The sequence below is a fragment of the Pseudomonas sp. ANT_J12 genome, assembly GCF_008370045.1.
GTDB lineage: Bacteria > Pseudomonadota > Gammaproteobacteria > Pseudomonadales > Pseudomonadaceae > Aquipseudomonas.
Window position 1 is genome coordinate 293,430 of the sequence record NZ_VOBN01000004.1, and the last position, 13,612, is coordinate 307,041.

Sequence of the window (13,612 nt, forward strand, 5' to 3'; positions counted from 1 at the left end):
ATAGGGGAAGAGCTTGAAGGCTCTTCCCCTATTTATGACGTTTAACACCTGACCCCACAGAGGTGAGGCCGGGTGACTGTCGGGGGTACTTAAGCCAAGGTGGCTTTAGCTTTCTCGACAATCGCAGCAAACGCCGCTTTTTCGTTCACTGCCAGATCAGCCAGAACCTTACGGTCGATCTCGATGGACGCTTTTTTCAGGCCGGCGATGAAACGGCTGTAGGACAGACCGTTGATACGTGCACCAGCGTTGATACGAGCGATCCACAGAGCGCGGAACTGACGTTTTTTCTGACGACGGTCACGGTAGGCGTATTGGCCTGCCTTGATTACCGCTTGCTTGGCAACACGGAATACGCGCGAGCGAGCGCCGTAGTAGCCTTTAGCAAGTTTCAGAATTTTTTTGTGACGTTTACGGGCAATGACGCCACGCTTTACACGAGCCATGAGTTACTTCCTCTATTCTTGACTAAATTAACGAAGGCGCAGCATGCGCTCGACTTTTGCCACGTCACACGGTGCCAGCAAGCTGCTACCGCGCAGTTGACGCTTACGCTTGGTCGACATTTTAGTCAGGATGTGGCTCTTGAAAGCGTGCTTGTGCTTGATACCGTTAGCAGTTTTCAGAAACCGCTTAGCAGCACCACTTTTAGTTTTCATTTTTGGCATGTTCGGATACTCCGCATTCAGTTGATAAACATAATCAGAAGGCCTGCCGTGCCCTATTGATTACTTCTTCTTTTTCGGGGCGATGACCATGATCAGCTGGCGTCCTTCCATCTTAGGATGCTGTTCGACCGAACCGTACTCGAGCAAGTCACCTTCAACTCGCTTGAGGAGTTCCATCCCCAGCTCCTGGTGGGCCATCTCACGGCCGCGGAATCGCAAGGATACCTTGGCCCTGTCCCCATCACTCAGGAAACGTACCAGGTTGCGCAGTTTTACCTGGTAATCCCCTTCCTCCGTCCCTGGACGAAACTTGATTTCTTTAACCTGGATCTGCTTCTGGTTTTTCTTGGCAGCGGCAACCTGCTTCTTCTTTTCGAAGATCGATTTGCCGTAGTCCATCAGTTTGCAAACAGGGGGCACTGCATCGGCGGAAATTTCCACCAAATCCAGTTTGGCCTCTTCAGCCTTAAGAAGCGCGTCTTCAATTGACACAATCCCAAGCTGCTCACCCTCAGCCCCAATTAACCGAACCTCGCGTGCCGAGATATTCTCGTTGATCGGGGCTTTCGGTGCAGCTCGTTTATCTTGTCTCATTTCACGCTTAATAGTAATTACTCCGAATCTGGGCGACCACGCCGGGAAACCGCTTGAGCGAGGAACTCAGCGAATTGGGCGACGGGCATCGAGCCCAGGTCAGCACCTTCACGAGTACGCACAGCGACAGTCTGCATCTCGACTTCCCGATCTCCGATAACCAAGAGATAAGGAACCTTGAGCAAAGTATGCTCGCGGATTTTAAAGCCGATCTTTTCATTTCTCAAGTCAGACTTGGCACGAAATCCGCTTTCGTTGAGAGTTTTTTCAACCTCGGCGGCGAAATCAGCCTGTTTATCAGTGATGTTCATGATCACTGCCTGGGTCGGAGCCAGCCACGCAGGGAACGCGCCCTCGTAGTGCTCGATCAGGATTCCGACAAAACGTTCGAAGGATCCGAGGATCGCCCGGTGCAACATAACCGGGTGCTTGCGACTGTTGTCTTCGGAGACGTATTCGGCTCCCAGACGGACAGGCAGATTAAAATCGAGCTGAAGGGTACCACACTGCCAGACTCGGCCAAGGCAATCTTTCAGCGAGAATTCGATCTTCGGACCATAAAAAGCACCTTCGCCCGGCTGCAAATCGTACGGCAAGCCAGCGCTATCAAGGGCTGCAGCCAATGCAGCTTCGGCGCGATCCCACAATTCGTCGGAGCCGACGCGCTTTTCCGGACGAGTGGACAGCTTCATCTCGACGTCTTTAAAGCCGAAGTCGGCATAAACGTCCATGGTCAGCTTGATGAACGCAGCGGATTCGGCCTGCATCTGCTCTTCGGTGCAGAAGATGTGGGCGTCATCCTGGGTGAACGCACGTACACGCATGATGCCGTGCAATGCACCCGATGGCTCGTTACGGTGGCAAGCACCGAATTCGGCCAGGCGCATCGGCAGCTCGCGGTAGCTTTTCAGGCCCTGATTGAACACCTGCACGTGGCACGGGCAGTTCATCGGCTTGATGGCGTAGTCGCGGTTTTCCGACTGAGTGGTGAACATGTTGTCGGCGTAGTTGGCCCAGTGCCCGGATTTCTCCCACAGGCTGCGGTCAACGACCTGCGGAGTCTTGATCTCCAGGTAGCCGTTATCGCGCTGCACCTTGCGCATGTACTGCTCAAGCACCTGGTACAGGGTCCAGCCGTTCGGGTGCCAGAACACCATGCCCGGCGACTCTTCCTGGGTGTGGAACAGGCCCAGGCGTTTGCCGATCTTGCGGTGATCGCGCTTTTCAGCTTCTTCGATGCGCTGGATGTAAGCTGCCAGCTGCTTCTTGTCCGCCCAAGCTGTGCCGTAGACGCGCTGCAATTGCTCGTTCTTGGCATCGCCACGCCAGTAGGCGCCGGACAACTTGGTCAGCTTGAATGATTTCAGGAAGCGCGTGTTCGGCACGTGCGGACCGCGGCACATGTCGACGTATTCTTCGTGATAGTACAGGCCCATGGCCTGCTCGTTCGGCATGTCCTCGACCAGGCGCAACTTGTAGTCTTCGCCACGAGCCTTGAACACTTCGATCACTTCGGCGCGCGGAGTGACTTTCTTGATCACGTCGTAATCTTTTTCGATCAGCTGCTGCATGCGCTGTTCGATCGCGGCCAGGTCGTCCGGCGTAAAAGGACGCTCGAAGGCGATGTCGTAATAGAAGCCTTCGTCGATGACCGGGCCGATGACCATCTTGGCCGTCGGGTACAACTGCTTGACCGCATGGCCAACCAGGTGGGCGCAAGAGTGGCGAATGATCTCCAGCCCCTCTTCATCCTTTGGCGTAATGATTTGCAGCGTGGAATCGCTGTCGATGATGTCGCTGGCGTCGACCAGCTTGCCATTGACCTTGCCGGCCACGGTGGCTTTGGCCAGGCCAGCACCAATGGATGCGGCGACCTCGGCTACGGAAACCGGGTGGTCGAATGAACGTTGACTGCCGTCGGGAAGAGTAATAGTTGGCATGGCGCCTCCTCTCCTAGTGGTGACCCCTACCAAAGGTCACGTGGGTTGGGATGAGCCAGTACAAGATCCGATCCAGGCCATTCAATGACGAACGCCTGCCTTACAGCGGCAGGAGCCTTGCGGCCAACCGGAAAACCGAACCAGAGTGACTGGGATTCAAATCAGGGGTTATTCGTGCCTTTGCCGCTGCCGGGACTGAACGTCATCCGCAGCCCGCAAAGGCCCGAGCGAGGCATGCTAGCACAGATGAACGGTCGTCGCGGTAGCGCGGTTTTCTGCTGCGGCAAATCAGGCGCTTTTATGCCAGAGTGCTGAACTTGAACGCCGTTTCACCCCTCTGATATCAAGACATTGACCCACAAGGAGCATCCCAGCATGCGTCTGAATCGTTTGTTCGCTGTAGTCGCACCCATCGTCCTGTTGTTGCCGCTGGCCGCCCATGCCGATTGGCCGAAGGGTGAACGCGAGAAATACATGGATCAGTGCACTCAGGCCGCCACTCCTCAGATTGGTGCGGCCGCGGCTAAGGCTCACTGTGCCTGTGGCGCTGACGCGATTAAATCGTACCCAGCCAAGGACCTTCAGGCCTTGATGGATAACAAGGCTGATGAAGCGCTGCAACGTAAGGCATTGACCCAGATCGGAGCGTGCAAAGCCGATAACAAGGCAAAAAAATAAGCCTAAAAGGACGCTTTGAAGGCCCCAATAGCCGATGAAAAGCCTCCAAAAAGCGCCTTTTCGTACAATTTATGCAGGTTTTACAGCTTTTTTTATCGTCTTTACTTTTGGCTGAAAGCCTTTTAAAACGGGGCTTTCAGCCTGATCAAGCAGCAAACAAGGCACGGTTTCAGGGCAAACAATCCCTCCGGGGGGCTCCCAAACCGTACATTTCGACTATGATAGTCCCGTGTGCCCAGTTGGCCTGAGCAGCACAGTACTACTGAAAATATATGTTTCTTGGAGATACACCATGTCTAATCGCCAAACCGGCACCGTTAAATGGTTCAACGATGAAAAAGGCTTCGGCTTCATCACTCCTCAAGGTGGCGGTGACGACCTGTTCGTACACTTCAAAGCTATCGAAAGCGACGGTTTCAAAAGCCTGAAAGAAGGCCAGACCGTTTCCTTCGTGGCTGAGAAAGGCCAAAAGGGTATGCAAGCTGCACAAGTTCGCCCAGAGTAAGTTTCTGGCGCACTAAAAAAACCCCGTCCATGTGACGGGGTTTTTTATGTGCGAAACAAAAGCGGTACAGCGATCAGCCGCAGTTGACGCGCGTGATCACCAGGTTGTCATCGGTGTTCAGGTTCAGGCGATCGGAACGGTATTCCATGGTCACCATATCGTCGGGCTTGAGGATCCGGGCATTCTGCGCGCCTGCGCGAGTACGCGCCTGCTCCAGCAGTTCCGGCGAGGCCTTTTTACCGATGGTGAATTGCGCCGCTTCTGAATCACAACGGCTATGGCCGGTGTCGGTCACCACAGGGTCCTTTGCAGCCGACTCGGTGGAGGGAGTGCTGCAACCGGCCAGCATGGCAACGGCCAGCAAAGTACCCAATGACGCGAGCTTCCAAGGCATGAAGCCTCCTTTATTCAATAGTTAAGCTGAGTTCGTGCGACCGCCATTCCGGCGTTTGGTTTCACAGGCAGCGCTATCGCCCCGCCCTCGACCTGGACAATCGCCGAGTTTGCCTGAGCATCGCCGTGTCGTTCACCACTGAATCGTGACTGAATATGAACAATGCTCAATAAACGTCGATGTAGTCGTAAAGCGGATGCGGCCAGTTCTCTTTCAACGCGTTGAAGATCTGCATGACCCAGACCTCGTCACTGGCCGCGACATTTCCCACATACCCCGAGCCCTTGGCCCACGTCTCCAGACGAAACAGCAGCCCACCGATGTCGGTGCCGCCGACGACGCCTGACGAAATGTAAGCGATGCCGCCCTTTGTTACCCGCAGCTGGGTGTGCTCATCATCGCTGGCAGAGGCCAGCAGTTGGCGCACGGCCTCAAGGGTCAAGCCGTCAGGAGTGTTCAAATCGATCTGCACAGCGCGGTCCTTGAAATCCATCAAAAACCAAGTGTCGCATAGCCCTCCCCTCATGCCTAAGTCGGAGTGCCAAATGCCGCGCAAAATGGTTAACTCGACGTTCAGACTTTTCCGACTTCACGAGCGCCATCATGACCACCGTAAGTATCGACGCCGACATCAAAGCCAAGTGGGCACAGGGCCACAGCTCTTACAGCCCCGGCAGCCCGGAGGAGCTGGCAATCATTGGGATCGATCTTTTGGTCAAGGAATTGGGGACACAAGCCGCCCAGTTGTTCATCACCCAGGTATTCGAAAAATACCCGGCGGATTACCTCGGCGTTGTGGAGTCAGGCAGGGAATAAAACCCGCAGGCTGGCACCTGCGGGTGTAACGCTTACTTCAGACGAGCCAGACGCTGGGTCAGCAGGTCGAAGAAGCCCTGAGCATCGCCATTCTCGACCCAGAAGGCATTCTTCGGAGCTTTCAGGCCGTCATACCAGTCAACGACGGTCTGGCCAAAGGTAATGCCTTCGCGGCTGTCGATCGCTACGTTGACCGAGCGACCGGTGAACAGCTCCGGCTTCAGCAGGTAGGCAATGACGGTGGCGTCATGCACCGGGCCACCCGGGATGCCGTAGTGCTCCATATCGCCTTTGACATATTCATTGAGAATATCGCCCACGATCTTGCCGGCATTGTTGTTGAGCGCAGCGATCTGCTTCAGGCGCGCGTCGCTGGTGAGGATCTTGTGGGTCACGTCCAGCGGCAGGTAGGTCAGCTTCACGCCACTCTTGAGCACCACTTCCGCAGCCTGAGGGTCGGCGAACAGGTTGAACTCGGCCACCGGGGTGATGTTGCCGCCATTGAAATGCGCACCGCCCATGATCACCACTTCCTTGATGCCCTGAACGATTTCAGGTTCCTGGATCAGCGCCAGGGCCAGGTTGGTCTGTGGACCAAGCATGGCGATGGTGATGCTGTGGGGCTTGGCGGCTTTCAGGGTATCGATCAGGTAGTTGACCGCATTGCCCTCGGCCAGGCCTTTCTTCGGTTCGTGCACGGTGACACCCGACAGGCCTTCCTTGCCATGGATGTTCTCGGCGTAGATCGGCGTGCGCATCAGCGGTTTCGGCGCGCCCGCGTAGACCGGCACTTCTTCGCGCCCTGCCCACTCGCGAGCCAATCGCGCGTTACGCGAGGTCTTGTCCAGACGCACGTTGCCGGCCACGGTGGTCAGCGCGCGGATGTTCAGTTCTTCCGGCGACGCCAGGGCAAACAGCAAGGCGACCACGTCGTCGGCACCCGGGTCGGTGTCGATGATCAAGTCGATTTTTTCCGCCGCCTGGGCGCTTGTTGCGGTAATCAGGGACAAAAGCAGCAGACTCCGGAGCAGATGATGCAGTTTCTGAGCATAGCGGTGCATAGCGCACTCCTTGTGCGTGGGACAGCAGAAAGGGATACAGCGGGTTAGAACGTCACCCCGGACACCAGCACGATGTTGCAGTACGGCGAGCATTCGCCGGTACGAACAATCGCCCGCGCCTGTCGGCTGAGGACTTTGAATTGGTCATGGCTGAGCAGTTCGCGCTGGCCCAATTCGCCTTCGGCATTCAGTTGATCCAGGGTCGCCAGGGCCACCGGTTGCTTGTCGAGGATCTCCTGGGCGAGCACATGGCTCTCGACCTGCATTTCGCTGAGCACCACTTTCAAGGTGCTGACGAAATCCGGAATCCCGTGGGTCAGGGCCAGGTCGATCAGTTCGACGCCCGGCGGTACCGGCAGGCCGGCATCGCCAATCACCACCATGTCGCCATGGCCCAGGGAGGCGATCAGCCGCGACAGCGCGACATTTAGCAAAGGTGTCTTTTTCATGGTGTCTTGAAGGCCTGTACGTCGGACAAGGTTGGAATGGAGGGCTGGGCACCGGCACGGGTCACGGACAGCGCCGCCGCGACCTGGCCGAAACGGATCGCCTCGGCCTCGGTTTTGCCTGACGCCAGCGCCGCGGCGAAACCGCCGACAAAGGTGTCACCCGCCGCCGTCGTATCCACCGCTTGCACCTTTGGCGCAGGGAAATGCGTGAAGCCTGTGCCGTCGGCAAACAACGAGCCTTGGGCGCCGAGGGTGATGATCACCTTGCCTGCGCCCATGCCGATCAGCCGGGTGGCGGCGGTTTCGGCGGTTTCGAGGGAATCCACCGGCAACCCGCTCAGGGCCGACGCTTCGCTTTCGTTGGGGATCAGGTAGTCGATGGACGCATACCAATCCGCCGGCAGCGGACGACTGGCCGGCGCCGGGTTGAGAATCACGGTCTTGCCCAGTTCACGACCGCGCTTGAGCGCATGCCCGACCGTGGCATCCGGCACTTCCAGCTGACAGATGATCACGTCCGCCGCTTGCAATACCGCGTCGAAACGATCGATCACTTCAGGCGTCAGCGCGCCGTTGGCGCCGGCGACAATCACGATCGCGTTCTGGCTGTTGTCATCGACCACGATCAAGGCCACGCCGCTGGCGCCGTCGACGAGGCTGACGGCCTGACAATCGATCTGCTCGGCCAACAGCGCCCCGCGCAGTTCCTGGCCATAGGCATCAGTCCCGACACAGCCGACCATCGCCACTTGGGCACCCAGTCGCGCGGCGGCCACGGCCTGGTTCGCACCCTTGCCGCCGGAGACGGTAGAGAACGACTGGCCGATCAGCGTTTCACCGCCACGGGGCAGCCGTGGCGCCCGGGTCACCAGGTCCATGTTCAGGCTGCCTATTGCCACTACTTTTGCTGGCATACGTCACTACTCATTAATTCGGTTTCTGCGGTGCTTTCAGCGGAATTCGGAGAACACACCGGCCAGCGGCGCAGTCGATTCCCGCAAGACAATGCTCGGGGTCACGATCCGTTGATCGGTGGCCAGGTCCGGCGTGGCAATCCGGCGCAACAACACTTCGGCGGCCATCTCACCCAGTTGCAGGATCGACTGGCCGACAGTGGTCAGCGCCGGGTAGACATAACGACTCATTTGAATGTCATCGAAGCCGATCACCGACAACTCGCTGGGCACTCGAATATTGCGCTCGGCGGCCGCTCGCAACACACCGATACCGATCATGTCGTTACCGGCAAAAATCGCGCTGGGCGGATTCTTTTCCAGCAGGATCGCCGCCGCACTGTAGCCGCCGGTACTGGTGAAGTCGCTTTCCAGCATGCGCTCGCGAGGCACTTCGACGCCCGCCTCTTTCAACGCCCGGCAGTAACCGGCCAGACGCATCTGCGCCACGCTAGTATCCGCCGGCCCGCCGATGGTGGCGATGTCCCGGTGGCCCAGTTCCAGCAGGTGCCGGGTGGCCAGGTAGGCGCCGTATTCGTGGTCGATGCGCACCAGGTCGGCGTTCACCCCTTCCAGCCCACGGTCGACAATCACCATTGGCGTGCGCACGCCGGCCAGGCCTTCGGCGAGCCCGACATCGCCACCGGCCGAGGCCACGATCAAGCCGTCGATGCGTTTTTCCAGCAGCACCCTTAAATAGCTGCGCTGCTTGTCCGGGTTGTCGTCGGAGTTGCAGAGGATCACGCAGTAGCCATTACGCTCGCAATAATCCTCGATGCCCCGGGCCAATTCGGCGAAGTACGGGTTGAGGCTGTTGGGCACCAGCAAACCGATGGTCGCCGTGGTTTTGGCTTTCAACGACCGCGCGACGGCGCTAGGCACGTAGTCGAGGCTCTTGATCGCCGCCTCGACTTTCACCCGCACTTCTTCGCTGACTGGCCGCGTCTTGTTCACCACATGGGACACCGTGGTGTAGGAAATCCCGGCAAGTGCCGCCACATCCTTGATCGTTGCCATGAATCAGGTCCGCCGGCTTGCGCGCTGACTGCGATAAGTATCCAGGACCACCGCCACCACGATAACCGCACCGGTGATGATGCGTTTGGTCGGCTCGGTCGCGCCGATCTGCGCCAGGCCGGCTGCCAGTACGGAAATGATCAATACGCCGAAGAACGTGCTGATCACCGAGCCACGGCCGCCCATCAGGCTGGTGCCGCCGATCACCACGGCGGCGATCACTTGCAGCTCCAGGCCGGAACCGGCATTCGGGTCCGCGGCTTCCAGACGGGAAATCTGGAACAGCGCGGCAATACCGGCCAGCAGGCCCATCAGGCTGAATACCAGAATCTTGTAAGGCTTTGGATTGATCCCGGCCAGGCGCACCGCTTCTTCGTTAGTGCCGATGCCGATCAGGTAACGACCGAACACAGTGCGGGTCAACACGGCCTGGGCGACGATGATGATCACAAAGGCAATGATGAACGAGGGCGAAATACCGAAGGCAATCGGGTTGGACAGCCAGGCGAAAGCATCACCGATGTAAGCCGTGCGCGAGCCGGTCATCTGGTACGCCAGGCCGCGGGCCATTTCCAGCACGCCGAGGGACACGATGAACGACGGGATCCGCCAGGCCACGGTGATCGAACCGGTAATGGTCCCGGCCAATGCCGCCACCGCCATGCCGAGCAAAGCCGCCGGCAACACGCTCCAGCCCCAGCCGAGAATCGCCACGCTGACCGCCGACGCAGCAAGTGCCAGCACCGAACCGACCGACAGGTCGATGCCGCCGATGATCAGCACGAAGGTCATGCCAACCGCCAGCACCATCAAGTCGGGAATCTGGTTGGCCAGGGTACTGAAGGTGTCGTACGACAGAAAATGGCTGCTCAACACCGAGAACAGCGCGACCATCGCCAGCAAGGCACCGGCCAGGCCCAGGTAGGTGCCGAGGCCGTAAAAATTGCCACTACGTTTACCGGCAGACGTTGCAGTTTTCATGGAAGATCCCTAGGCGCTGCTTCGTTGAGCAACGCATCACGTTTTTGGTAGCCGGCAAAAGCGGCGGCAAGCAAATCATCCTGGGTCCAGCTGTCGCGCTCGAACGTGTCGATCAGACGCCCCGCCGACAACACGCCGATCCGGTCGCAAATCAGCATCAGTTCCCGCAGGTCACTGGACACCACCACCAGCGCTTTGCCCTGGCGCGTCAATTCGCCGAGCAAGGCATAGATGTCGAACTTGGCGCCGACGTCGATGCCGCGGGTCGGCTCGTCGAACAACATCACCGAACAATCGCGCTCCAGCCAACGGCCGATTACGACTTTCTGCTGGTTGCCGCCGGACAGCTCGGACACCAGTTGCGTCGGGCTGGAACTGCGGATACGCATGGCATCGATCTGCCGCTGGGCCAGCGCCATTTCATCACCGTTGTTGACGACGCCCGCACTGGAAATCACCGGCATGTTGCCCAGGGCGATGTTGGCGCTGATCGATTGGGTCAGCAGCAGGCCTTCGCCTTTGCGGTCTTCCGTGATCAGCGCGATGCCATGAGCGACCGCGTCAGCCGGGGAACGAATGCTCACGACCTTGGCCGGTGACCCCAGCGCAACCGTGCCGCTGTCCGCCGTATCGGCGCCGAAGATCAGGCGCAGCAACTCGGTACGCCCTGCCCCGATCAATCCGGAAATGCCGTAGATCTCGCCGGCACGGACTTCGAAAGACACGTCACGCACCTTGTCGGAACGGGTCAGCCCCTTGACCGTCAAGGCTGGCGCGCCGATCTTGCGCACGCCCATGTCCATGTGTTCGCCCAGCTCGCGACCGACCATCAAGGTGACCAGTTGCTCGCTGTTGTAGTTGGCCATCGGTTCGACGCAGACCAGGTTGCCGTCGCGCAGCACCGCAATGCGCTGGGCGACGCGCGCCAGTTCTTCGAGGCGGTGGGAAATGTAGATGATCGACACGCCACGGGCTTGCAGGCGCGTGATCTGTTCGAAAAGCATCTCGACCTCACGGGCCGTAAGCATCGCGGTCGGTTCGTCGAGGATCAGCACATGGCAGTCGCCGATCAGGTTGCGGGCGATCTCGACCATTTGCTGGTGCCCGATGCCCAGTTCGCCGACCAGGGTGTCCGGGTCAATCGCGTCGAGGCCGACCTGGGCCATCGCTTCGATCGCGGCTTTACGCAATTGCTTGCGGCTGATCCAGCCACCGTTGCTCGGCAGGTTATCGAGAAACAGGTTTTCCGCCACCGACAGGGTCGGCAACAGATTGAGTTCTTGCATGACCATGCGGATGCCCAGGTCTTCGGCCTGGGTGCGGCTGCCGGGGCGGTATTCCTGACCCTGGAATTGCATCTGGCCGGTGGTCGGCGTGACCAGCCCGCCAATGATCTTCGACAGGGTGCTTTTACCGGCGCCGTTCTCACCGGTCAGCGCCAGCACTTCGCCGCGCATCAGCGTCAGGTCGATGCCGGTCAGGACCGGTTGGGCATAGGTCTTACCGATACCGCTGACCGAGAGGACAGCGTTCGGGGCGGAAACTGACATAAAAACTCTCCATGCGCTCGCCCGGACGGGCGAGCGCCGTTGTGTCGCCAGAAGGACTACTTGGTGACCAGCTCAACCGGAGTTTCAATCACACCGTTGGTGCCGCTGTCGACTTTCTCGCCCTTGATGATTTTCAGCGCTGTCTCGATACCGAACACGGCTTGCTTGGCGGCAAACTGGTCAGCGGTGGCCAGGACACGGCCATCCTTGAGCATCGGCTTGATGGCATTGATGTTGTCGTAGCCGACCACTTGCACTTTGCCCGCCTTGCCCGCTGCGCGAACGGCGGAAACGGCGCCGACGGCCATGCTGTCGTTACCGGCCAGCAGGGCTTTGACTTCCGGGTATTCGCTGAGGATCGAGGCGGCAACCTTGTTGCCTTTATCGATCTCCCAGTCCCCGGACTGCAGGGATACGACCTTGATATTCGCCGCTTCCATCGCGTCTTTAAAGCCCGCGGTACGCTGCTGGGCATTAGTGGTGGTGGACACGCCTTCGATGATGCCGACTTCGTCACCGGCCTTCAGTTGCTTGGCCAGGTATTCGCCCACCAGACGCGCGCCTTTGCGGTTGTCCGGGCCTACGAAGGGAACGGTGATGTTCTTGCTCTTGACCACGGCCGGGTCGAGTTGGTTGTCGATGTTGATCACGGTGATACCGGCGTCGACGGCTTTCTTGATCACCGGCACCATGGCCTTGGAGTCAGCCGGCGCGATGACCAGCGCATTGACCTTGGCCAGGATCATTTGCTCGACGATGCGCGTTTGGCCGGCGGTATCGGTTTCGTCCTTGATCCCGTTGGAGATCAGGTCGAAATCAGCGGTATGGTCTTTCTGATAGGCCTTGGCGCCGTCTTCCATGGTCAGGAAGAATTCGTTGGCCAGGGATTTCATGACCAGCGCGACTTTAGGTTTTTCAGTGTCGGCGAAAGCCGAAGAGAGGGGCAACGCGGCGGATGCGGCAGCCAGCATAGCGACAGCGAGAAGACGTCCAGCGAATGGCAGCTTCATGGGTTCACTCCGATCTTATGATTATTGTGAGCAACGCTTGCGCTGGCGCAGGCGACAGGGCAGTCAGAGTGGATCGAGCCATCATGACTGCCGCGCAAACGTTTGCGTAGACCGAACTATGCGAACCCTGCCAGGATTTGTCAACGATCAGAAACGACCATTTTGTGCCCTGGCCGGCAAAAACGAACTATAGCTTAAGCGGTGGTATTGACTACCGATCCGGTGCTGGCACCCTTGGCCAGTTCCTTGACCAGACTGGCGGCCACTTCCAGCAAGGCGCCGTTGGTGTCGGCAATCTGCCCTTGAATCGACATGAGCACGGTGGCCTTGGCTTCCGGTGTCGGATAGGACGCCGCCTGGGCCGCAGCCAATTGCTGCTGTTGCTCGCGCAGTTGCTGTTGCAGCTCTTGCATGCGCTTGAGCAGCATTTTCACCGCCAGACTCTGGTTGCTTTTTTCTTCGGCCGCCGCCTCGGTGCCGGAGCTTTTATCCAACCCCACCGGGCCGGTCTTGACGACCTTGCTGTCTTCTTCTTTTTTAGTGCCGAGCGCTTTGTCTGCCTCGGCCTGCGCGGCCTCGTTCAGCGCACGGATCGTCGCAGCGGATTTGCCACCAATGGTGACGCCTGCGGGGTTGGGAAGACCAACTGATAACGACATGTCCACTCCTGAAAGAAAGATCCCTTTAGATAACCATCGACCAGCGCGGCATTTTCTTAAGCACGGATTCGACATTCAGCAAGGTAATCAAATCAGCAAAGATCGTAGGCCCTTTCGGACAACCGAACGTAAATACTCAACGTATTCGGAAACCCGGACAGCAGCTTGTTGGACTTCACTGCCGTCCGCGTAAATACTGATATAAATCATCAACTTAAAGTTTTCTCTCATTCACAGTAGCGCTGGTACAGATCCTGCTCCTTCTCGTGCACCCCAGGCGTTCAGATCCGCCGGGGGCGTATCTAGATGAACCTGCATCAGCACCGTCTCACTACTA

General features: G+C 58.5%; 17 protein-coding genes. 3 read left to right on the top strand and 14 right to left on the bottom strand.

Features of this window, described 5'->3' with window-relative positions; genetic code table 11:
* Positions 1-89: 89 nt before the first annotated feature.
* Genes rplT through thrS form a run of 4 tightly spaced genes read right to left on the bottom strand, consistent with a single transcriptional unit; the run spans position 90 to position 3,202 of the window.
* Positions 90-446 carry a 50S ribosomal protein L20 gene (gene rplT, locus FQ192_RS12150; protein WP_007905879.1) on the bottom strand — a complete coding sequence of 119 codons (357 nt, stop codon included), beginning with the start codon at positions 444-446 and terminating at the stop codon, positions 90-92.
* A 27-nt stretch (positions 447-473) separates the two neighbouring features.
* Positions 474-668: a 50S ribosomal protein L35 gene (gene rpmI / locus FQ192_RS12155; RefSeq protein WP_008145659.1), complete on the bottom strand. Its 195-nt coding sequence runs from the start codon at positions 666-668 to the stop codon at positions 474-476.
* A gap of 60 nt (positions 669-728) precedes the next feature.
* Entirely contained in the window at positions 729-1,280 is a 552-nt protein-coding gene (gene infC, locus FQ192_RS12160; RefSeq protein WP_176469887.1) for a translation initiation factor IF-3, read from the bottom strand.
* Complete coding sequence (thrS, locus tag FQ192_RS12165; RefSeq protein ID WP_010455934.1) at positions 1,280-3,202, bottom strand: threonine--tRNA ligase; 1,923 nt, start codon at positions 3,200-3,202, stop codon at positions 1,280-1,282. Before thrS ends, infC begins: the two co-directional genes overlap by 1 nt.
* 375 nt (positions 3,203-3,577) lie before the next feature.
* Between thrS and FQ192_RS12170 the strand changes: the two genes are divergently transcribed.
* Positions 3,578-3,880: a hypothetical protein gene (locus FQ192_RS12170; RefSeq protein WP_149658827.1), complete on the top strand. Its 303-nt coding sequence runs from the start codon at positions 3,578-3,580 to the stop codon at positions 3,878-3,880.
* A gap of 292 nt (positions 3,881-4,172) precedes the next feature.
* On the top strand, positions 4,173-4,385 hold the full coding sequence (locus tag FQ192_RS12175) for a cold-shock protein (RefSeq protein ID WP_003179963.1): 213 nt from the start codon (positions 4,173-4,175) through the stop codon (positions 4,383-4,385).
* Between the two features lie 73 nt (positions 4,386-4,458).
* On the opposite strand, the gene FQ192_RS12180 is transcribed toward FQ192_RS12175, so the two are convergent.
* Both FQ192_RS12180 and FQ192_RS12185 read right to left on the bottom strand, forming a co-directional pair.
* Complete coding sequence (locus FQ192_RS12180; RefSeq protein ID WP_149658828.1) at positions 4,459-4,779, bottom strand: I78 family peptidase inhibitor; 321 nt, start codon at positions 4,777-4,779, stop codon at positions 4,459-4,461.
* A gap of 166 nt (positions 4,780-4,945) precedes the next feature.
* Positions 4,946-5,251 (bottom strand): hypothetical protein, encoded by a 306-nt coding sequence (locus tag FQ192_RS12185; RefSeq protein WP_133837002.1) that lies wholly within the window; start codon positions 5,249-5,251, stop codon positions 4,946-4,948.
* Positions 5,252-5,382: 131 nt separating this feature from the next.
* Here FQ192_RS12185 and FQ192_RS12190 point away from each other — a divergent pair, with 131 nt between their 5' ends.
* Complete coding sequence (locus tag FQ192_RS12190; RefSeq protein WP_149658829.1) at positions 5,383-5,595, top strand: hypothetical protein; 213 nt, start codon at positions 5,383-5,385, stop codon at positions 5,593-5,595.
* Between the two features lie 32 nt (positions 5,596-5,627).
* Here FQ192_RS12190 and FQ192_RS12195 read toward each other — a convergent pair whose 3' ends face one another.
* The 8 genes from FQ192_RS12195 to FQ192_RS12230 form a co-directional block, all read right to left on the bottom strand.
* The gene (locus FQ192_RS12195) at positions 5,628-6,656 is read right to left on the bottom strand and encodes a nucleoside hydrolase (protein WP_149658830.1); all 1,029 of its coding nucleotides are present in this window, start codon (positions 6,654-6,656) and stop codon (positions 5,628-5,630) included.
* Between the two features lie 44 nt (positions 6,657-6,700).
* Entirely contained in the window at positions 6,701-7,105 is a 405-nt protein-coding gene (gene rbsD / locus FQ192_RS12200; protein ID WP_149658831.1) for a D-ribose pyranase, read from the bottom strand.
* Positions 7,102-8,019 carry a ribokinase gene (rbsK, locus tag FQ192_RS12205; protein ID WP_149658832.1) on the bottom strand — a complete coding sequence of 306 codons (918 nt, stop codon included), beginning with the start codon at positions 8,017-8,019 and terminating at the stop codon, positions 7,102-7,104. The genes rbsD and rbsK overlap by 4 nt, the downstream gene beginning before the upstream one ends.
* A gap of 36 nt (positions 8,020-8,055) precedes the next feature.
* A complete protein-coding gene (locus FQ192_RS12210) occupies positions 8,056-9,075 on the bottom strand; it encodes a LacI family DNA-binding transcriptional regulator (protein WP_149658833.1) in 1,020 nt (339 codons plus the stop codon).
* 3 nt (positions 9,076-9,078) lie between these two features.
* Positions 9,079-10,056 (bottom strand): ABC transporter permease, encoded by a 978-nt coding sequence (locus FQ192_RS12215; RefSeq protein ID WP_123599265.1) that lies wholly within the window; start codon positions 10,054-10,056, stop codon positions 9,079-9,081.
* Positions 10,053-11,606, bottom strand: coding sequence for a sugar ABC transporter ATP-binding protein (locus FQ192_RS12220; protein ID WP_149658834.1), 1,554 nt, complete (start codon positions 11,604-11,606; stop codon positions 10,053-10,055). The genes FQ192_RS12215 and FQ192_RS12220 overlap by 4 nt, the downstream gene beginning before the upstream one ends.
* A gap of 56 nt (positions 11,607-11,662) precedes the next feature.
* Complete coding sequence (locus tag FQ192_RS12225) at positions 11,663-12,616, bottom strand: sugar ABC transporter substrate-binding protein (protein WP_149658835.1); 954 nt, start codon at positions 12,614-12,616, stop codon at positions 11,663-11,665.
* Between the two features lie 194 nt (positions 12,617-12,810).
* Positions 12,811-13,275, bottom strand: coding sequence for a hypothetical protein (locus FQ192_RS12230; protein ID WP_133836994.1), 465 nt, complete (start codon positions 13,273-13,275; stop codon positions 12,811-12,813).
* Positions 13,276-13,612 lie beyond the last annotated feature (337 nt).